Raw genomic sequence first — 20477 nt, 5'->3', positions numbered from 1 at the left:
CGCGGGCGCCGCAACTCCCGGCTACTCCACCCCCGCGGAGCCCGTGCCACTGCCGTCGCCGGGATCCGGCGTGCCGGGCTCGGGCTGGTAGGAGCCGAGACGCTCGATGCGTTCCTTGCGCATCTGGCGGCGGATGCGCGCCCCCTGCTGGCGGCGGCGCTGCTGCTCGGTGGTCACCTCCAGAGGGCGGACGGGCGCGGGGCGACCGTGTTCGTCGAGACAGACCATGACGAGGTAGGCGGTCGTCGTGTGTCGGCGGTTGCCACCGTCCCAGCGTTCGGCCTCGACCTTCACCCCGACCTCGAGGCTCGTGCGGCCCACGTCGTTGACGGCGGCCTGGACGATCAACAGGTCCCCGACGTGCACGGGCTCGAGGAACGAGAGCTCGTCGATCGACGCGGTGACGCACACGCGCCCGGCGTGGCGAGCCGCTGCCGTCCCAGCAGCGGTGTCGACCTCCCGCATGATCTCGCCGCCGTGCACGTTGCCGAGCACGTTCGCGTCGAGCTGGGTCATGGTCCGCACGAACGTGATCTCGGAGTCGTGGACGGGCTTCGGCGCGAGCTCGTGGGCCTGCTCGGGCTGTTGGGTCAAGGAGTCACCACGCTGTTGGGTCAGGGAGTCACCACTTGGTGAGCGCCGGGGGCCGGGCAGCCATCGGCTCCGGTCATCGACGCTTGAGCATGTCACGCGCGATGACCAGCCGCTGTATCTGCTGGGTGCCCTCGTAGATCTGGGTGATCTTCGCGTCCCGCATCATGCGTTCGACGGGGTAGTCCTTCGTGTAGCCGTACCCGCCGAACAGCTGCACCGCGTCGGTGGTGACCCGCATCGCCGTGTCGCCGGCCTTGAGCTTGGCCATCGAGGAGAACCGTGTGAGGTCGTCGTCGGCGCGATCGGCCTTGCCCGCTGCCTGGTAGACGAGGCCGCGGGCAGCGTCGGTCTCGGTCTGCATGTCGGCGAGCATGAACTGCACGCCCTGGAACTCGCCCACCGGCTTGCCGAACTGCTCGCGCTCGGTCACGTAGGCCGCCGCGGCGTCGATCGCGCCCTGCGCGATGCCCACCGCCTGCGCGCCGACCACCAGCCGTGTGTGGTCGAACGCGGCCATCGCCTCGTAGAAGGCCCGGCCCTCCTCGCCGATCAGCCGGTCGGCAGACAGCGGTGTGTCGTCGAAGTGGATCTGGCACGTGGGGCTCCCCCGGATGCCGAGCTTGTCCTCGGCCTTCCCGACGGTGAAGCCCGGATCGTCCGCGTGCACGAAGAACGCGGAGACGCCCTTGGCGCCCGCGTCCGGGTCGGTCTTGGCGAACACGACGTAGCGCTCGCTGGCGCCGGCCATCGAGGTCCACACCTTGGTGCCGTTCAACACGTAGCCGTCGCCGTCGCGCGTCGCCGTCGTCACCATCGAGGCCGGGTCGCTGCCGGCCTCGGCCTCGCTGATCCCGTAGCTGATCAGCTGCTCGCCCGACGCGATCGACGGCAACCACGCCCGCTTCTGCTCCTCGCTGGCCGCCTGCAGGATCGGCACGGTCCCGAGCTTCTGCACCAGGGGGATCACCGACGAGGAGGCACACACCCGAGCGATCTCCTCGACCATGAGCGCGAACGTCAGCGCGTCCGCCCCCGACCCGCCGTACTCCTCGGGGACGTGCAGCCCGAGCAGGCCGTTCTCCCCCAGTACACGGGCGACGTCCCAGGGGAACTCGCCGTTCGCGTCGATCTCGGCCGCCCGTGGCTCGATGTGGTCGACCGCCATCTTGCGCACCACCTCGCGAAACTGGCGGTGCTCGTCGGTGAGGGTGAACAGGTCGCTCATCGGCCACTCCCGAGGCGTTCGAGCTCGTTGCGTGGGCCCGAGGCTAGCGCCCTCACTGGCCGGCGGCGCGTCGACGGGAGGCGGGGGAACGACGTCGCCGCGCCCCACCACACCAGCGGTCAGGCCGAAGAGGTCGTGCTGACCCATTCCGACGAGGGCTCAGCGTGGGTTCCCCGTTCGGTCGGGGCATTGCCAGCCGAACCGCTCCGTGCCGTCCCCTCCGGCATCCGGACCTCGTGGAGACGCTGGCTGGCGTCCTCCGCGTCCTGTCCGTCAACCAGGATGCGCAGCCGTCCGGAGGTTGCACGAAGGCCTCGGGCGGCGTCGGCGACCCGCGAGGCCTCGGAGCGGACATCGCCGGTGGCCTCGGCCAGCCGGGAGACACTCTCCGCGATCTCGGTGCTCCCGGTCGCCGCCTCGTTGACGTTGCGAGCGATCTCGTTCGTGGTCGCGCTCTGCTCTTCGACCGATGAGGCAATTGTGTCCTGGGTCTCCGCGATCCGCTCGATCACCTCGACGATGCCCCCCATGGTGGAGACAGCCCCCTCGGTGTCGGCCTGGATCGTCGAGATCCGGCCCGCGATGTCGCGCGTCGCCTCGGACGTCTGCTCAGCCAGCGACTTCACCTCGCCGGCCACGACCGCGAATCCCTTCCCGGCCTCGCCCGCCCGGGCCGCCTCGATCGTCGCATTGAGTGCCAGGAGGTTCGTCTGCTCGGCGATCGAGTTGATCAGGTCGATGACCTTGCCCACCTCCGAACTGGACGTCCCGAGCTGCCCCACGGCGTCGTTCGTCTGCTGAACGCGCTGCGTCGCCTCAGCGGCGACTTCGCGGGCTCGAGCCGCGTTGGCAGCGACCTCCTCGACGCTCGAGCTCAGCTCCTCGGCCGCGGTCGCGACCGTGTGCACGTTCTGCGAGACCTGCTCGCTCGCCGCCGACGCGGCCTGCGCCTGCCCCTCCGTCGTGCGGGACTTCTCTCCGAGCCGCCCGGCAACCCCTTCGACGTCGGTCGCGTGCCCGACGATCTCGCGTGAACCGGTGCGCACCGCACCGCTCACCTGACGCACAACCAGGACCGAACCGCCCATGCCGAGGGCGAGCGTCACGAGCAGGGCAAGCAGGACACGTGTCGTGGAGGTCTGGACCGCGTCGCGGTGCTCCGCACCCGCCGCTTCCAGCATCGGCTCGTAGAAGTCGTCCTGCGGCAGGTCGATCAGGGCCCGCATCTCCGCGAACGCCGTCTGCTGCGCCTCCAAGTCCCCATCGCTCGGCTCGTCCGTCGCGAGCACGGCCTCGCTCGACTCGATCCACTCCTGGCGCTGATCGGCGTAGGCGGCCCACATCTCCTGTTCCTCGTCGCTGCCGATCGCGAGTTCCCGGTAGTCGGCGAACTTGTCCTCCGTCTGCTGCACGTTGTCCCAGAAGCCCTCCTCACGTTCCAGCAGGTCCTGGCGCACCGCAGGGTCGTCGGCGTCCAGCGCACGCTCGAGGTGCAGCTGGGCCTGGTACGCGTCCCGGTCGACGTTCACGAGCGTCAGCGAGGCCGGGGCCGCCTGATCGACGACCTCCTCGACCTCGCCCGCTTGTGAATACAACGCGAACACGACGTAACCCACGATGATGGTCGTCAACAACAGCAGACCGCCCGCGAGAAGCGACATCTTCGCTCGGACGGTTAGCCCCGTGCGGTGCATTCCTGTCATTTCCCGCCCTCTCGCGAACCCCAGCCGACACGGATGACCCTGACCATGGGGACAGTCGTTCAGAAGGGGTCGGCCCGGTCTCCGGGCCCTAAAGGACCCCGGTAGGTCCCGGATCCGTGCCGGAGCGGCCCCGCGATCGGGTCAACACCCATCCCGAGCCCGGCGCGGCATGCCCGACCGCTCCCGGGCAGGTCCGAGCGGCCGCATCAACGCGGCAGGCCCAGGTCCCGGGCGATGAGCATCCGCTGCACCTCGCTCGTGCCCTCCCCGATCTCGAGGATCTTCGCGTCCTGGTAGAAGCGGCCCACCGCGTACTCGGTGGTGAACCCGTACCCGCCGAAGACCTGGCAGGCCTCCCGGGCGGCGGCGACGGCCTGCTCGGTCGCGTGGAGCTTCGCGATCGCCGCCTCGCGCGTGAACCGCTGCCCGGTCGCGAGCAGCCAGCAGGCGTAGCGGTACTGGTTGCGGGCCAGCTGCGCGGCGGCCTCCATGTCCGCGATCTTGAACGCCACCGCCTGGTGCGCGCCGATCGGCTTGCCGAACGCCTCCCGCTCCTGGGCGTACCGCACGCACTCGTCGACGCATCCCTGGATGAGCCCGACGGCCAGCGCCGCGATCGCGATCCGCCCCTCGGAGAGGATGGACAGGAAGTTCGCGAGGCCGCGACCCTGCTCGCCCAGCTGGTGGTCTGCGGGCACCCCGCAGTCGGAGAAGGCGAGGTCCCGCGTATCGGACGCGTGCCACCCCACCTTGCGGTACCCCTGACCGACGACGTAGCCGGGGGTCCCGGTGGGCACGACGAAGTTGGTGATCTCCCGAGGGTCGTCGGCCGTGACCGCCGCCACGGTCACGAACGCGCTGACGTCGGTACCGACGTTGGTGATGAACTGCTTCGACCCGTCGATCACCCACGCGTCGCCGTCCCAGCGCGCGCGCGTACGCAGCGCGCCGGCATCAGAGCCCCCGCCCGGCTCGGTGAGGCCGAACCCGGCGAGCTGCTCCCCGCGGGCCAGCGGCGGCAACCACCGCTCCCGCTGCTCGTCGCTCCCGAACCGGTAGATCGGCATCGCGCCGAGGCCCACGGCGGCCTCGAGGGTGATGCCGAGCGACTGGTCGACCCGGCCGATCTCCTCGAGCGCCAAGCAGAGGTCGAGGTACGTGCCACCCGAGCCCCCGACCTCCTCGGGAAAGGGGAGGCCGAACAGGCCCATCTGCCCCATCTCCCCCACGAGGTCGAGGGGCAGCTCGGCGCGCGCATTGAACGCCTCCGCCCGCGGCGCTACCCGCTCGCGGGCGAACTGGCGCACCACTCGTTGCAGTTCGGCCTGCTCGTCGGTGAGCGCGAACGAGGGCCCAGGGGCCGCGGAGTCCACGTGCGTGCCCTTTCGCTACCGTCGCCGGCGAGCAGTCTACGAACCCGAACCCGCCGGGCCGAGCCCTGCCCGGGCGGAGTCGTGTGCACCACTGCACCTCACCCCGCCCAGACCGGGCGAGGTGACGCGCACTCGGGCGGGGCCGTGTGCACCATCGAGCTGATCCCCGCCCGGGCGGGGTCGCGGTTCAGGAGGACGGCTGCACCGGCAGGGCCTCCAGGCCCCGCAGGGCGACACTCGGGCGGTACACCAGCTCCACGTCGGGGAGCCGGGCCTCGCCCAACCGGCGCGCGATCGCGGTGAAGGTGACCTCCCCCTCGAGCCGCGCGAGCGGTGCACCCAGGCAGTAGTGGATGCCCGCACCGAACCCCAGGTGGCCGGGATCGCCCCGGCCGTGCGAGCCGCGCCAGGGAGCGAACGCCTCCGGGTCGGGGAACCGGCGGGGATCCCGGTTGCCGGCCGCGAGCAGGAGCAACAGCGTCCGTCCCGCCTCGATCCCCACCCCGTGGAGGTCGAGGTCACTGGCCGCGACCCGGTCGCGCAGCTGCACCGGGGGATCGTGACGCAGTGTCTCCTCCACGACCGCGAGGCTGCGCTGCTCCGGGTCGGCGGCGTGCCACGCCCGCGCCTCGGGGTGACGCAGGAGCGCGAGGGTCCCGTTCGCGATCAGGTTCACGGTCGTCTCGTGCCCGGCGGCGAGCAACAGCACGCAGGTTCCCAGGAGCTCGTCCTCGGTGAGCGCGTCGCCGCCGTCGCGGGCCTGCACGAGCGCGCTCAGGAGGTCGTCGCGGGGGTGCGCCCGACGCTCGGCGATCCGCTCGCGCAGGTACTCGTGGAACTCGTCGATCGCGTCCCAGGACGCGCGCCGGTCCTCGGGCGAGAGGAGGAACGGCGGGTCGATCGACCGGGCGAGGTGACGCGACCAGCCCCGCAACTGATGCTCATCCTCGGCAGGAACACCGAGGAGCTCGCTGATGACCGTCACCGGCAGCGGGTACGCCAGCTCGTCGACGAGCTCGATGGCGCCCGACGGCACCGCGGCCGCAGCCGCGTCCGGCGACCCCTCAGCCGCGGCCGCAGGCGCGTCCGGCGACCCCTCAGCGGCATCCGGCGATCGGTCAGCAGCGCCCACCGGCTCCCCGGCCCGCGCCCGGGCGAGCGCACGGTCGAGCAAGCCGTCCACGAGCTCGACGATCCGCGGGCGCAGGGACGCGACCGCCCGTGGCGTGAACGCCTTGCTGACCAGTCGCCGCAACCGCGTGTGGTCCGGTGGGTCCCGCAGGAGGAACGGCTGCGTGTCGTCGGCGAGCCACATGCCCACGTCCGCGCCCTGCTCGGCGAGCCAGTCGCGGAACACCGCCGAGGTGCGGTAGTCCGAGGAGACCTCGCCGCCACGCAGCAGCCGGTCGATGTCGGCATAACCCGACACGACCACGATGCCCATCGGCCCGACGACCGGCCCCGCCTCGCGCAGCCGCGCGTAGACCGAGTACGGGTCCGCCCGCACGGCGGGGTCGAGCAGGCTGAGCAGCAGCGCCTGCGGGTCGTCGACGTCGGCAGTCACCCGGCCTCCTCGCGCGGTTCCACCACGGCGAGGACCTGTCCCATCGCGACGTGGTCGCCGTTCCTCACCCGCAGCTCGGCCACGACGCCGTCCACGGGAGCAGGCACGGCGTGCTCCATCTTCATGGCCTCCACGACGACGACCGGGTCACCGCGACCCACCACGGCCCCGGCCTCGGCGCGGACGGCGGTCACCGTGCCGGGCATGGGCGCGAGCAACGGTCCCACGGCCTCGCCGCCCTCGTCGCCGCGAGCGGCCGCGAGCTCCCCCACCCACGACACGCGCCATGCAGCCCCGTCGAGCTCGATCCACACCTCGTCGTCGTCGGCGTGGAACCCGTAGCGCCGCGCCCGGCCGTCGACCTCGGCGAGCAGCTCCCGCGCCCCGACGCCCGCGAACTCGCACGCCTCGACGAGACGGGCGCGGTGGGCGGGGGCCTCGTCGAGGACGACCGACGCGTCCCGCGTGGAGCCCCGGACGGCCACGTCGACCACGCGGTCCCCGCTGTGCGCCCGCCAGCGGATCGGCGCAGGGACCCCGACCCGCCACCCGTCGGCGCCGAACGGGTCGCCGCCGGCCGCCCGCTCGAGGGTGGCCAGCCGTCCCAGTGACGCGGCGACGAGAGCGCCGGAGTCCAGCGGCTGCGCGGCGAGTTCGGGCGCGGCGGCCAGCAACCCCGTGTCGAGATCGCCGGCCCGCACCCGGGGGTGCGCCAGCAGCCGTCGCAGATAGCCCACGCTCGTCTCGACGCCCAGGATGCGGGTGCCGGCGAGGGCCCGGTCGAGGCGGTCGAGGGCCTGCTCGCGTGTCGCGCCGTGGGCGATGACCTTCCCGAGCAGCGAGTCGTACGCGGTCGACACGACGTCGCCGGCCCGCACGCCCGCGTCGACGCGCACCCCGTCCGGCCCCGCCTCGTGCGGCGCCCGCCCCGACACGACCTCGTGCGGCGCCCGCCCCGACACGATCTCGTGCGGCGCCCGCCCCGACGCGGCCTCGGGCCACACGAGCCCGGTGATCCGCCCGCCGGTGGGCAGGAACCCGTGGGCGGGGTCCTCGGCGGTGACCCGCGCCTCGACCGCATGGCCGCGCGGCTCGGGCCGGTCGAGGGCGGGATCGATCCGTGCGCCCTCCACGATCCACAGCTGCCAGGCGACCAGGTCGACGCCGGTCACGAGCTCGGTGACAGGGTGCTCGACCTGCAGGCGGGTGTTCATCTCGAGGAAGTACCAGGCCCCGTCCACGCCCGAGCGAACGAACTCGACCGTTCCCGCCCCCTCGTAGCCACAAGCACGCGCGACGGCCACCGCCGCATCGGCCATCGCCGCGCGGGTGGCATCGAGGCCGGGCGCGGGCGCTTCCTCGACGATCTTCTGGTGGCGCCGCTGCAGGCTGCACTCCCGGTCGCCGACCGCCGCCACGCCACCGTCCCGGTCGGCGAGGACCTGCACCTCGATGTGGCGCGGCCGCTCGATGAGGCGTTCCAGCAGCAGCGCGTCGGACCCGAACGCCGCGGACGCCTCCCGCCGCGCGGCCGCGACCGCGTCGTCGAACACGCCCGTCTCGAGGGCGTCGGGGTCGTCGACCACCCGCATCCCGCGCCCGCCTCCCCCGGCGGCGGCCTTCACGAGCAGGGGGAAGCCCACCTCCCCGGCGGCCTTTCGCAGGCCGGCGTCGTCGAGCCCCGGCTCGTGGACCCCGGGCACCACGGGGACACCGGCCCGTTCCGCGGCACGCTTGGCGGCGATCTTGTCCCCCATCGCGGCGATCGCCTCGGGCGGGGGCCCGATCCATCCCACGCCAGCGGCGGACACCGCCCCCGCGAAGGCCGCGTCCTCGGCGAGGAAGCCGTATCCGGGGTGGATCGCGTCGGCACCGGCGGCACGCGCGACCGCCACGATGCGCTCGGCATCCAGGTACGCCCGGGCGTCACCGAGCCAGTGCGCCTCGTCGGCGGTCGCGACGTGCGCGGCTTGTGCGTCCTCGTCGCTGTAGACGGCGATCCCGCGCAGGCCCAGCCGCCTCACGGTCGCGAGGATCCGGCAGGCGATCTCGCCGCGATTGGCGACCAGCACGGCGCGTATGCCCTCGCTCACCGTCCCGGCTCCTCCTCGGGCACCCACGAAGGCGCCCGGCGCTCCAGGAACGCGGCGATGCCCTCCTGGCCCTCCTCGCTCGTGCGCAGCCGCGCGATCAGCGCCGCGGTGCGCTCGCGAACCTCCTCGCGCGGACCCTGCACGCGCTCGGGCAAGCGCTTGACCTCGGCCACGGCCCGCGGACCCGCCCGCAGGCACTGCCCGACCACGGCCGCGACCCGCTCGTCGAGCCCGTCCGCGCCCTCGTCGTCGGGGACGACCTCGTGGACCAGCCCCACCTCCCGCGCACGAGCCGCATCGAAGCGCCCGCCGGTCACGAAGGCGGCTCGCGCGAAGGCGGGACCGGTCTTCGCGACCACGAACGGGGCGATCACGGCCGGCGCGAGACCCAGCCGCACCTCGCTGAACGCGAACACTGCGGAGGAGGCCGCGACCGCGACGTCGCAGCAGGCCACCAGGCCCACGCCCCCACCGATCGCGGGCCCGTTGATCCGTCCCACCACCGGAACGGGCACGGTGTCGAGCGTGTGGAGCATCGACTCGAGCGCGCGGGCGTCGGCGAGGTTCTCGCCGGGGTCGGCGTCGCGCATCGCGCGCATCGTCTCCAGGTCCGCACCGGCGCTGAAGGCGGTGCCGGCCCCGGTCAACACCGCCACCCGCACCCCGTCATCGGGCGTGAGACGCGCGGCCGAGTCGGCGAGCGCCGCGACCAGCGACCCGTCGAAGGCGTTGCGGACCTCGGGGCGAGACAGCGTCAGCGTCGCCACCCCGCGCCGGTCGAGCTCCACCGCGAGCGGACCACTGGCGCCTGGGTCGTCGCCCGCGGACTGACCGGGGCCCGAGGCCGGGCCGTGGTGCGGTGGCGGGTTGCCGGATGACGTGCTCATGCGCGCGCATCCTGCCATCGCTCCTCGAGCACCGCCCGATCGCCGAACAAATCACGCTGGGTCGTAACTAGTCCTAAGGAATCACTCCCCGTAGGCCGAGAGAAAAGGCATGCCTGTCGATGTCGGCGCCACGCTGCAGCGGCTGCGGGCAGTGCTCACCCGGCCACTACCCGAGGGCGGCCGCCTGCCCGACGACGTCTGGAGCCGCCGGCACCGAGGGCTGACCCTACTACTCGCGGTGCAGGCCGCGGCACTGGTGGTCACCGCGGAGCTCGCCGGATCGGCGATCACGTGGCAGCACCTCGCTAGCGAGGGCACCACCGGGGCGGCGATCGTCTTCTGGATCGTGGTCGCCTCGGCCACGACCATCGCCCTGATCGAGCGGCTGCGTCGCGCCGTGCGCACGGGAGCGGTCGCGATCGGCCTCATCGCCTGCTCCGCGTATCTCGTGCACATCACCGGTGGCTTGAGCGAGGTGCACCTGCACGTGTTCGTGATGCTCGCGGTGGTCTCGCTGTACCAGGACTGGCTGCCCTTTCTCGCCGCCAGCGGTGCGATCGCGTTGCACCACCTCGTCCTCGGCACGGTCGTCCCGCAGCGGCTGTTCGCCGACCCCGCCTCGGCCGACGCGCCCGGACGCACCGTCGTCCTGTACCTGCTGTTCCTCGGCGCCGCGAACGTCGCCTCGATCCTCGCCTGGCGGCTCGGCGAGCGCGACCGCGCCCGCGCCGACCTCGTGCTCGACGCGACCGCCGACGGCGTCCACGGCGTCGACCCGCAGGGCCGCATCACGTTCGCGAACGCGGCGCTCGCCAAGCTCGTCGGCGAGCGCCCGGAACGGCTCGTCGGCCGCGACCACCACGAGGCGCTCGGCCACGTCGCGCCGGAGGGGCAACCCTGCCCCGTCTGCACGACGGTGCGCGCGGGGCGCGGCGTCCCCACGGGCGGCCTCGCCCTGCGCCGTCGCGACGGCCGGGACGTGCCCGTCGAGTGCGGCGCCACGGTGCTCTGGGACAAAGGCGTCGTCACCGGCATCGTCGCGACGTTCCGCGACCTGACCGAACGGGAGCGCCTGCAGCGGCAGGCCCTGCACGACGAGCTCACCGGCCTCGCGAACCGCACGCTGCTGCGTGCGCACCTCGCCCAGGCGCTCGCCCGCATCGACCGGGACCGGCACACCGCCGCGCTGCTGTTCTGTGACCTCGACCAGTTCAAGGACGTCAACGACACGCTCGGCCACGCCACGGGCGACGAGCTGCTGCGGCAGGCGGCCGACCGTCTGCGCGCCGCCGTGCGCGCGCACGACACGGTGTCGCGCATGGGCGGCGACGAGTTCGTCGTCCTCTGCACCGACCTCGAGTCGCGCGCCGACGTCATGGTGATCGCTGAGCGCCTCCAGCAGGCGCTCAGCGAGCCGTACGAGGTCGAGGGCCTGATCGCGAACGTGTCGGTGAGCGTGGGCCTCACGGTCTTCGACGACCCTCGCGCCAACGCCGACGCCCTCCTCGAGGAGGCCGACACGGCGATGTACCGGGCCAAGGAGCTCGGCCGTGACCGCGTCGAGATCTTCGACGAGAGCCTCCGCGCGCAGACCGAGCGCCGCCAACAGCTGGAGACCGAGTTCGCGGACGCCATCGCCGAGTCGGCGGTCGAGGTGCGATACCAGCCCCGCGTGGAGCTGACCGGCGGCCGCCTCGATGCGGTCGCGGCCATCCCGGTGTGGCCGCACCCCGAGCGCGGCGAACTGCCCGCCGAAGAGCTGCTCGGTCTCGCGGAGGAGACCGCGCTGGTGGACACCCTGGGCCGCTACGTGCTGGCGACCGCGTGCCGGCAGGTCGCCTCCTGGCGCGAACACCACGGGCAGCGCGCCGACCTCGCGCTGGCCGTACGGATCACCCGGCCACAGCTGCGCGACGGGGGGCTCGCCGACGCGGTCGCCCAGGTGCTCGCCGAGTCCGGGCTGCCCCCCGACCGCCTCTGCCTCGAGATCAGCGAGCACGCGTTGCTCGACGACACGCCCGCGACCGTCGATGGTCTGCGCGCCCTCAAGCGGCTCGGCGTCATGCTCGCCGTCGACGACTTCGGGGCCGGCTGGTCCTCCCTCGCCTACCTCACGCGCGTGCCGATCGACGTGCTCAAGGTCGACCGCAGCTTCATCGCGACCCTCGACCAGCCCGGCGACAGCCACGCGATCGTCGCCGCGACCCTGGGGCTGTCACGGTCGCTCGGCCTCGAGGTCGTCGCCGACGGCGTGGACCGGCCCGGTCAGGCGGCCGCGCTGCGCGAGCTCGGCTGCCAGCTCGTCCAGGGCGACCATTTCGCCACCGCCGCGGATTCCCGAACGGTCGAGGAGCGCATCGCCGCAGCCGTGGCGCGCCCTCCCCGCGACCCGAGCCACCGGGCCCCCACCGCGAGCGAGCCTCCCGGGAGTCCAACGCCCTGAAGGCGTCGCGCCCGCGAGCCCGCCTCCATCCACGCGCCTCACGGACCCACAGGAATGTGACACACCAGGACATCAAGGTATTGACACCATATTTGTGTCTGGGCTAATGTCACCCCACCACGAGTCACCCCGGAACACTCGAACAGTCGGACCACACTTGCTGTGTCAGGCGGGGTCTAGCGCCACGAGACGCGTCCGTCCGGTCCCCCGCCCTCCCCGGCTCAAGGACCGGTCGGCACTGTGCGGACGGGCCCTTCGCCCCGCAACCAGGTTTACCACGGGGGGTAATCTTCCCAGCGACGCTCGCGAGGCGCTCGCAGACACCGCCCCGCCCCGTGCCGTTCCGACGACGATCCAACCACCCGGGCATCCCGGGGGCACCCCGTTTCACCGCCTCCGCCGCGCCCGATTGACGCTGGTTTCCCGGAGCTCCGTGATCCACGGTGCACCGGCCGTAGTAGGCCGCGAGCGGTCGTCCGATGACAGCTCGCTCGAGTCGAGGAGGCGGGTCGTTCATGGAGGTATACGTCGCAGAGATCATCGGCACGGCGATCCTCATCCTGTTGGGTGACGGCGTCGTGGCCAACGTCGTGCTCCGCAAGAACAAAGGCGAAGGCGGCGGCTGGATCGTCATCACCGCCGGCTGGGGATTCGCCGTGGCCATGGCCGTGTACTCGGTGGGCTGGATCTCCGGCGCCCACATCAACCCCGCGGTCACCGTCGGCCAAGCCGTGGCCGGCGTGTTCCCCTGGGTCGACGTCGCCCCCTACCTCATCGCCCAACTCATCGGCGCCATGATCGGCGCGCTGCTGGTGTGGCTGGCCTACCAGAAACACTTCGACGCCACCGAGGACCCCGGCCTCAAGCTCGCCGTGTTCTGCACCGGCCCCGAGATCCGCAACTACGCCTGGAACACCGTCACCGAGGTCATCGGCACGTTCATGCTGGTGTTCGGCATCCTCATGATCGTGGTCTCCGGCGGCGAGTTCCTCACCGGCCAAGCCGGCGACCAACTCGCCCAACAATGGACCCTGGGCACCTGGCCGCTGATCGTGGGCTTCCTGGTGTTCTCCATCGGCCTGTCCCTGGGCGGGCCCACCGGCTACGCCATCAACCCCGCCCGCGACCTCGGCCCCCGCATCATGCACGCCCTGCTGCCCATCCCCGGCAAAGGCACCAGCGACTGGGCCTACAGCTGGGTGCCCGTGGTCGGCCCCCTGCTCGGCGCGGTCATCGCCGGCCTGGCCTTCCTGGCCGTCGAACCCCTCTTCATCTAGACCCAGCGTCCGCGGTCAGGCATCGTGGCCTGACCGCGGACGAGTTCGTGCCAGCACAAGGAAAGGCCTCGCGGTGAAGAAGCTGATCAACGATCCCCAGGACGTGGTGACCGAGGCACTGGAGGGCATCCAGCTCGCCCACGGCGATCGGCTCACGGTCCACTACGACCCCAACTGGCTGGTCCGCAACGATGCCCCGATCCCCGGGAAGGTGGGAATCGTCTCGGGCGGGGGCAGCGGCCACGAGCCCTTGCACGGCGGCTTCGTCGGCCCGGGCATGCTCGATGCGGCCGTCCCCGGACCGGTGTTCACCTCCCCCACCCCCGACCAGGTGCAGCCCGCCACAAAAGCGGTGGACAGCGGCAAGGGCGTGTTGCAGCTGATCAAGAACTACACCGGCGACGTCGCGAACTTCGAGATGGCCGGTGAGCTCGCCGAGGCCGAAGGGACCACCCAGGTCAAGGGCGTGGTCATCGACGACGACGTCGCGGTCCAGGACTCCTCGTTCACCGCGGGCCGCCGCGGCGTCGGCGGCACCGTGCTGATCGAGAAGCTCGTCGGCGCCGCCGCCGACGAGGGACGCGGCCTCGACCAGCTGGCGACCCTCGCCAGCGCGCTGAACGGGGACGTCCGCTCGATGGGGATGGCGCTGACCTCCTGCACCGTGCCGCACGCCGGCGAGCCGACGTTCTCGCTGGCCGAGGACGAGATGGAGATCGGCATCGGCATCCACGGCGAGCCCGGCCGGGAGCGGATGAAGCTCGAGTCAGCCGACGCGGTCGTGGAGCGGCTGCTGAACCCGATCCTCGAGGACCTGCCGTTCGGCTCGGGCGACGACGTCCTGCTGTTCGTGAACGGCATGGGCGGGACCCCGCTGATCGAGCTCTACATCGTCTACCGGCGGGCCGCCCAGCTGCTCGCCGATCGGGGCATCACGGTCGTGCGCAACCTCGTCGGTGACTACATCACCTCGCTGGAGATGGCCGGCTGCTCGCTCACGCTGCTCAAGCTCGACGACGACCGCGTGCGTCTGTGGGACGCGCCCGTCAACACCCCGGGACTGCGCTGGGGCGTCTAGGAGGACCGAATTGGCAGGACCGACGGAGGCCGCGCTCGCGTTCGTGCGCCACTACGCCGAGGTGGTGCACGAGCACAAGAGCGAGCTGACCAAGCTGGACAGCGCGATCGGCGACGCGGACCACGGCGAGAACCTCGACCGTGGGTTCCAGGCAGCACTGACCCAGCTCCCCGACGACGATGCCGGTGCGGACGCGGTCCTCAAGGCCGTGGCGATGGCGCTCGTCAGCAAGGTCGGGGGGGCTGCCGGTCCCTTGTACGGGACCGCGTTCCTGCGGGCGTCCGCGGCGTTGGGCGAGCACGAGCAGCTCGACGGCCCCGCGGTGCTCGCCGCGCTCGTCGCCGGCGAGCAAGGGGTGATCCAGCGGGGCAAGGCCGAGGTCGGCGACAAGACGATCCTCGATGCGTGGCGCCCGGGGATCGAGGCGCTGGAGGCCGCCCTGGACGAGGGCGCCTCGTGTCCGGACGCGCTCGACCGGGCCGCGGAGGCGGCCGAAGCAGGCATGGCCGACACCATCCCGCTGGTCGCCCGCAAGGGGCGCGCCAGCTATCTCGGGGAGCGCAGCGCCGGGCACCAGGATCCCGGGGCGACCTCCACGGCGCTGCTGTTCCGTGCGCTCGCCGACACCGCGCGGGCGCACGCGGACGACTGACCCGGCTCGCCGAGATCGAACAGCACGTTGAGGGGCGCCCCCGGCAGCGGGCGCCCCCTCGACGGAACGGTGCGTGGCTGCCGCCAGCCGAACGACGACCTGATGACGAGGAGGCGGAAGTGGCCGGTTACGTAGGCGCCATCGACCAGGGGACGACGAGCACGCGGTTCATGATCTTCAACCATTCGGGCGAGGAGGTCGCCAAGGCTCAACTCGAGCACGAGCAGATCCTGCCCAAGGCGGGCTGGGTCGAGCACGACCCGATCGAGATCTGGGAGCGCAGCCGCACGGTGATCGAGCAGGCACTGCAGCGCGGGGGATTGAAGGGCAGTGACCTCGAAGCCATCGGGATCACCAACCAGCGCGAGACCACGGTCGTATGGGACCCGAACACCGGACAGCCCCACCACAACGCGATCGTGTGGCAGGACACCCGCACCGACCGGATCGCCAGCGCCCTGGAGCGCGAGGGCAAGGGCGACGTGATCCGGCAGAAGGCCGGCTTGCCGCCCGCGACGTACTTCGCCGCCGGCAAGGTCCAGTGGCTGCTCGAGAACGTCGACGGGCTGCGCGAGAAGGCCGAGAACGGCCAGGCGATCTTCGGCACCATCGACACCTGGGTGCTGTGGAACCTCTCCGGGGGCGTCAACGGCGGCGTGCACATGACCGACGTCACCAACGCCAGCCGCACGATGCTGATGAACCTCGAGACCCTCGACTGGGACGACGAGCTGCTGGGCTTCTTTGGCATCCCCCGGCGGATGCTGCCCGAGATCAAGTCCAGCTCGAAGGTCTACGCGCACACCGTGGCCGGTGGCCCGGTCGGCGCCGAGGTCCCCATCGCCGGGATGCTCGGCGACCAGCAGGGCGCGGTCGTCGGACAGGTCGCGTTCACTCCCGGGGAGGGCAAGAACACCTACGGCACCGGCAACTTCTTCCTGCTCAACACCGGCAACGAGATCGTGCGGTCCAAGTCGGGCCTGCTCACGACCCTGGGGTACAAGTTCGGTGACGAGCCGGCCGTGTACTGCCTCGAAGGGGCGATCGCGGTCACTGGCTCGGCGGTGCAGTGGCTGCGCGACCAGCTCGGCCTCATCACCGACGCTGCCGAGACCGAGGCCCTGTCCAAGCAGGTCGACGACGCTGGCGGCATGTACTTCGTGCCGGCCTTCAGCGGGCTGTTCGCGCCGTACTGGCGCTCCGATGCCCGCGGCGCGATGGTCGGCCTCGCCCGCTACCACACCAAGGCGCACATCGTCCGGGCGACGCTCGAGTCGATCTGCTGGCAGTCCAAGGAGGTCGCCGACGCGATGTATAAGGACTCGGGCGTGGAGCTCGAGTTCCTCAAGGTCGACGGCGGCGCGGTGGTCAACGACCACCTCATGCAGATGCAGGCCGACATCCTCGGCGTGCCGGTCGCGCGTCCGCAGGTCGCCGAGACGACCGCGCTCGGCTCGGCCTACGCGGCAGGCCTGGCCGTCGGGTTCTGGAGCAACAAGGACGAGATGCGCCAGAACTGGCTCGAGGACAAGCGGTGGGAGCCGCAGTGGGACGACGCCAAGCGTCAGGAGGGCTACGCCGGCTGGAAGAAGGCCGTCGAGCGCACCTTCGACTGGGTCGATGTCAGCTAGCACCACCCGCTGACCGCACGACGGAGGCCGCCCCGCGGGGCGGCCTTCGGCGTGTCCGGGCCGGTCGAGCCCCCCTGCGGGACGGCCACTGTGGCACGCCCCCTCTGGTGCAGTCTCCACGGGGCTGGCATCGTCCGGCCATCGGTGGGTACAGGGGCGTGGCCATTGCCCGGCGCTCAAAGGGGGATCCGATGGACCCGATCGTCGACCTCGTGGCCCTCGTCATCGCAGCGTTCGCCGGGGGTGTGCTCGGCGCGGCGCTCGGCGCGCTGCCCGCCTTCTCCTTCATGGGGTTGGCGATCATGGCGGGTGAGGCGGTCCGGATCGCCGCCATCAACCTCGGCGACGTGGAGCTGCCCGGCTACACGTTCGAGATCGCGTTCGGCGCCTTCTTCGGCCCGCACATCACCTTCGCCGCCGGCGCGGCGGCCACCGCCTACGCCGCGAAGCGCGGCTACATGGGTGCGGGGTTCGGCGGGAACTGGGCGCTGCACAAGGGCAAGAACATCCTGATCGCCTTCGGCGGCAAGCACCTCGACGTCCTGCTGCTCGGCGGGGCCTTCGGGATCCTCGGGTTCGCCGTCTTCTACGTCTCCGACCTGCTGGCGCTGCCGTGGGACCCGATCGCGTTCGGCGTCGTCGTGTCCGCGCTGGCGCACCGCCTCGTGCTGCGGTACCCCGTCGTCGGCGAGGTCCGCGCCCGGCACCTGCTCGACGTCTCCCCCTTCGAACGGGGCGACACCCGTGAAACGGACGGGGAGGGCGGCAAGCCGGCCGATCGGCTGGACGTCGAGCCCTGGCTCCCGTGGTTCTACAAATGGGGTAACGTCGCGGTCATCAGCCTGGCGTTCGGCGCGCTCGCCGGTCTGACCTTCTACTGGACCGGGAGCATGTTCCTCGCGTTCGGCTTCAGCGCGGGCACGTTGATCTTCCTGACCCTCGGGTTCACCGAGGACTTCCGCATCCCACAGGTCCCGGTCCCGGTCACCCACCACGTCACCCTGCCCGCCTCCACCGCGGTCGCGGCCTACGGAGGGTTCAACGACGCGCCGCAGATCAGCGCGGTCCAGGGCGAGGTGCTCCTGCTCGAGGCCGTGCTGATCGGCGCGCTGTTCGGCCTCATCGGCGGGCTTCTCGGGGAACTGGTCCAGCGCGTGCTCTTCATGCACGGCGACACGCACTGGGATCCCCCCGCGACGAGCATCGTGCTCACGACGTTGCTCATCGCCGTCCTGCACCTGATCGGGCTCTTCCCGTCGGCGGGGTTCGTGCCCGTGCCGACCTGACCGCGAGCCGTCGGAGCTCACGGCAGCCGCCCCGCGGCCACCTCCTCCACGGGCGTGTCGAGCGCCTGAGGAGGGCACGAGCAGCGCTCGAGTCGTCGCGTGCCGCCCGGCACGCGATACTTGGCCCTCCCAAGGAGGTGGCCGATGAACGTCGGAATCGTGGTGGCCAGCCACAGCGACCTGCTCGCGCGTGGCGTGGTGGAGCTCGCCGGGCAGATGGCCGGAGGCGTCGCGGTCGTGCCCGCCGGCGGGGACGACGAGGGTGGCATCGGTACCTCGTTCCAGCGGATCATGACCGCGATCGAGGAAGCCGACAGCGGCGACGGCGCGGTGATCCTCACCGACCTCGGCAGCGCCACGATGACGGCGGAGCAGGCGATCGAGTTCCTCGACCCGGATCAGCCGGCACGCGTGCGGCTGGTCGACGCACCGCTCGCCGAGGGTTCCCTGGCGGCCGCCACGACCGCCGCCGGCGGTGCCGATCTCGACACGGTGGAGGTCGCCGCGCGCCAGGCGAGCGGGACCGACGATCCGGACGCAGCGGCCGTGGACCCGGCGACCGGCACGTCGGTGGCGGAGACCGCGCCCGACGGCCACCCCGACGCCGCCGCCGAGGTCACCGTCACGAACGCGCACGGCCTGCACGCCCGCCCGGCCAGCCATCTGGCCCAGGCCGCCCAGCGCAGCTCGGCGCGGTTGCGCATCCGCCGCCTCGACTCCGGCGACCACGCGGAGGCCACGAGCATGCTCCGGCTCGTCGCGCTCGGCACAGCGCGCGGCACGCCGCTGGCGATCGAGGGGTGGGGCGAGGGCGCCGAGGAGGCCGTCGACTCGCTGCGCGCACTGATCGCCGACGGGTTCGGGGAGACCGACGGGGCCGAGGAGACCGACGGGGCCCGCCCCACCTTCGCCCAGCGTCCGGGCGAGGGCGTGCCCACCGCCGCCGAGGGCCCAGCGGTCGGCGACGGAGCCCGCGCCGCCGCCGATCCGGGACGCCCCACCGAAGGTAGCCCCACCGGGACGTTGCGCGGCACCGGTGCGGTGCCCGGGATCGTGATCGGGCCGGCCGCCCCGCTGCGTCAGGCCGAGGTCACCGTCGACGAGCAACCGGCGGACGATCCCGCGCACGAGGAAGCGCGGCTCGACGGCGCTCTCGAGGTCGTCAGCGAGGCGCTGGCCTCCGAGGGAGGCGACATCTTCGCCGCCCACCGCGCCCTGCTGGACGACCCCGCGCTGCGGGAGGAGGCGGTCCAGCGCATCCGGTCCGGGGCGAGCGCCGGTGCCGCGTGGCGCGATGCGTTCGAGGGGCAAGCGAGCACGTTGGCCGCGCTGCCGGGCGAGTTCGCCGCCGCGCGCGCAGCCGATGTCCGCGACGTGGGGCTGCGGGTCCTCGCGGCGCTCCGGGGCGGCGCGGCGCCGGGGTTGGACGTGCCCCCCGGCGCGGTGGTCGTCGCCACCGACGTCCTGCCGAGTCAGGTGCCCGCCCTCGTGGAGGCCGGCGCTGCCGGCCTGGCACTCGCCCGGGGGTCGCGCACCGCGCACGCCGCGATCCTGGCCCGCAACCTCGACCTGCCCCTGGTGCTCGGCCTCGGCCCCGACGTGCCCGCCGTCGCCGAGGGCGCCACGCTGGTCCTCGACGGTCGGGCGGGCACACTGCTCGTGGACCCGGACGAGGCCGCGCTCGAGGCCGCCCGTGCGGAGCGGGACACCGAGGCGCAACGCCGGGAGCAGGCGCGCGAGCTCGCCGGCCGTCCTGTCCACACGGCGGCCGGCGAGCGGGTCGAGCTCGCCGCGAACGCGAGCACGCCGGCCGAGGCCCGAGCAGCGGTCGACGCGGGCGCGGAGGCCATCGGCCTGCTGCGGACCGAGTTCCTGTTCAGCGAGCGCGCCGACCTGCCCAGCGAGGACGAGCAGGTCGACCGGCTCACCGCGGTGGTCGACGCGCTGGCCGGACGGCCCGTCACCGTCCGGACGCTCGACGCGGGGGGTGACAAGCCCATGCCGGCGCTGGACCTCGACCCGGTCCGCAACGGGTTCCTCGGCGTGCGGGGGCTCCGCCTCTCCCTCGCGCGGCCGGAGCTGTTCCACACGCAACTCCGAGCGATCCTGCGGGTGGCCACGGGACGGCGGCTGCGGGTGATGTTCCCGATGGTGACCACCGCCGACGAGGTGGCCCGGGCCCGGGAGGCGGTCGACGCCGCCCGCGACTCGCTCGCGCGCGAGGGCGTGCCCTACGGGGAGCCCGAGGCCGTGGGCATCATGGTGGAGGTGCCGGCCGCCGCGGTCGCGCCGGAGGACCTCCTCGACGGCCTGGACTTCGTGAGCGTCGGCTCGAACGACCTGGCCGCCTACACCATGGCCGCGGATCGGACGGTGACCGAGGTGGCCCCCCTCGCCCAACCCGATCACCCGGCCATCGCCCGACTGATCGGCTGGCTCTGCGAGGCCGCCCGCGCACGGGGCGTGTGGGTCGGGGTGTGCGGCGAGATGGCCGGCGAGCCCGAGTACGCCGCCGGGCTCGTGGACCTCGGCGTCCGCGAGCTGTCCATGGCGCCCGGCGCGATCGCCGACGTGAAGCAGCGCCTGCTCACCGTTCCGGCCGACTGACCCCGCCACGTCCGGTCGCCGAAGACGACGACCTCCCGGAGCAGCGGCGTCGGCGCGCCGACTA

The 20477-nt window shown here is 72.5% G+C and carries 14 protein-coding genes; 7 read left to right on the top strand and 7 right to left on the bottom strand.

The features are described from left to right. Positions 1-21: 21 nt before the first annotated feature. The 7 genes from ER308_RS14665 to ER308_RS14635 form a co-directional block, all read right to left on the bottom strand. Positions 22-594 (bottom strand): acyl-CoA thioesterase, encoded by a 573-nt coding sequence (locus ER308_RS14665; RefSeq protein WP_205745636.1) that lies wholly within the window; start codon positions 592-594, stop codon positions 22-24. 73 nt (positions 595-667) lie between these two features. Next, complete coding sequence (locus ER308_RS14660) at positions 668-1819, bottom strand: acyl-CoA dehydrogenase family protein (RefSeq protein WP_131155672.1); 1152 nt, start codon at positions 1817-1819, stop codon at positions 668-670. A gap of 119 nt (positions 1820-1938) precedes the next feature. Next, entirely contained in the window at positions 1939-3513 is a 1575-nt protein-coding gene (locus tag ER308_RS14655; protein ID WP_276319898.1) for a methyl-accepting chemotaxis protein, read from the bottom strand. A 215-nt stretch (positions 3514-3728) separates the two neighbouring features. Further along, a complete protein-coding gene (locus ER308_RS14650; protein WP_131155670.1) occupies positions 3729-4895 on the bottom strand; it encodes an acyl-CoA dehydrogenase family protein in 1167 nt (388 codons plus the stop codon). A gap of 187 nt (positions 4896-5082) precedes the next feature. Then, a complete protein-coding gene (locus ER308_RS14645) occupies positions 5083-6459 on the bottom strand; it encodes a cytochrome P450 (RefSeq protein ID WP_131155669.1) in 1377 nt (458 codons plus the stop codon). Next, positions 6456-8552, bottom strand: a complete 2097-nt coding sequence (locus ER308_RS14640; protein WP_240731820.1) for an acetyl/propionyl/methylcrotonyl-CoA carboxylase subunit alpha — start codon at positions 8550-8552, stop codon at positions 6456-6458. The genes ER308_RS14645 and ER308_RS14640 overlap by 4 nt, the downstream gene beginning before the upstream one ends. Continuing rightward, positions 8549-9439, bottom strand: coding sequence for an enoyl-CoA hydratase-related protein (locus ER308_RS14635; protein WP_131155668.1), 891 nt, complete (start codon positions 9437-9439; stop codon positions 8549-8551). The genes ER308_RS14640 and ER308_RS14635 overlap by 4 nt, the downstream gene beginning before the upstream one ends. Positions 9440-9548: 109 nt before the next feature. On the opposite strand from ER308_RS14635, the gene ER308_RS14630 reads away from it, so the two are divergent. The 7 genes from ER308_RS14630 (at position 9549) to ptsP (ending at position 20413) form a co-directional block, all read left to right on the top strand. Continuing rightward, positions 9549-11882, top strand: coding sequence for a putative bifunctional diguanylate cyclase/phosphodiesterase (locus ER308_RS14630; RefSeq protein ID WP_131155667.1), 2334 nt, complete (start codon positions 9549-9551; stop codon positions 11880-11882). Positions 11883-12397: 515 nt separating this feature from the next. Continuing rightward, complete coding sequence (locus ER308_RS14625; RefSeq protein ID WP_131155521.1) at positions 12398-13159, top strand: MIP/aquaporin family protein; 762 nt, start codon at positions 12398-12400, stop codon at positions 13157-13159. Between the two features lie 73 nt (positions 13160-13232). Further along, entirely contained in the window at positions 13233-14237 is a 1005-nt protein-coding gene (gene dhaK, locus ER308_RS14620) for a dihydroxyacetone kinase subunit DhaK (protein WP_131155666.1), read from the top strand. Between the two features lie 10 nt (positions 14238-14247). Next, entirely contained in the window at positions 14248-14889 is a 642-nt protein-coding gene (gene dhaL / locus ER308_RS14615) for a dihydroxyacetone kinase subunit DhaL (protein ID WP_131155665.1), read from the top strand. Between the two features lie 119 nt (positions 14890-15008). Beyond that, the gene (gene glpK / locus ER308_RS14610; RefSeq protein ID WP_131155664.1) at positions 15009-16520 is read left to right on the top strand and encodes a glycerol kinase GlpK; all 1512 of its coding nucleotides are present in this window, start codon (positions 15009-15011) and stop codon (positions 16518-16520) included. Positions 16521-16711: 191 nt separating this feature from the next. After that, positions 16712-17806 (top strand): DUF7973 family transport facilitator, encoded by a 1095-nt coding sequence (locus ER308_RS14605; protein WP_131155663.1) that lies wholly within the window; start codon positions 16712-16714, stop codon positions 17804-17806. Between the two features lie 144 nt (positions 17807-17950). Then, on the top strand, positions 17951-20413 hold the full coding sequence (gene ptsP, locus ER308_RS14600; protein WP_131155662.1) for a phosphoenolpyruvate--protein phosphotransferase: 2463 nt from the start codon (positions 17951-17953) through the stop codon (positions 20411-20413). Positions 20414-20477: the final 64 nt, after the last annotated feature.

The organism is Egibacter rhizosphaerae, from assembly GCF_004322855.1.
Taxonomy (GTDB): domain Bacteria; phylum Actinomycetota; class Nitriliruptoria; order Euzebyales; family Egibacteraceae; genus Egibacter; species Egibacter rhizosphaerae.
This window is presented reverse-complemented; position numbering and strand designations above follow the sequence as displayed.

Excerpts from the sequence above, each read along its gene's own strand:
- ER308_RS14660 (WP_131155672.1), bottom strand. The coding sequence starts at position 1,819 with ATGAGCGACCTGTTCACCCTCACCGACGAGCACCGCCAGTTTCGCGAG.
- ER308_RS14655 (WP_276319898.1), bottom strand. The coding sequence starts at position 3,513 with ATGCACCGCACGGGGCTAACCGTCCGAGCGAAGATGTCGCTTCTCGCG.
- ER308_RS14635 (WP_131155668.1), bottom strand. The coding sequence starts at position 9,439 with ATGAGCACGTCATCCGGCAACCCGCCACCGCACCACGGCCCGGCCTCG.
- ER308_RS14630 (WP_131155667.1), top strand. The coding sequence starts at position 9,549 with ATGCCTGTCGATGTCGGCGCCACGCTGCAGCGGCTGCGGGCAGTGCTC.
- ER308_RS14625 (WP_131155521.1), top strand. The coding sequence starts at position 12,398 with ATGGAGGTATACGTCGCAGAGATCATCGGCACGGCGATCCTCATCCTG.
- ER308_RS14605 (WP_131155663.1), top strand. The coding sequence starts at position 16,712 with ATGGACCCGATCGTCGACCTCGTGGCCCTCGTCATCGCAGCGTTCGCC.
- ptsP (WP_131155662.1), top strand. The coding sequence starts at position 17,951 with ATGAACGTCGGAATCGTGGTGGCCAGCCACAGCGACCTGCTCGCGCGT.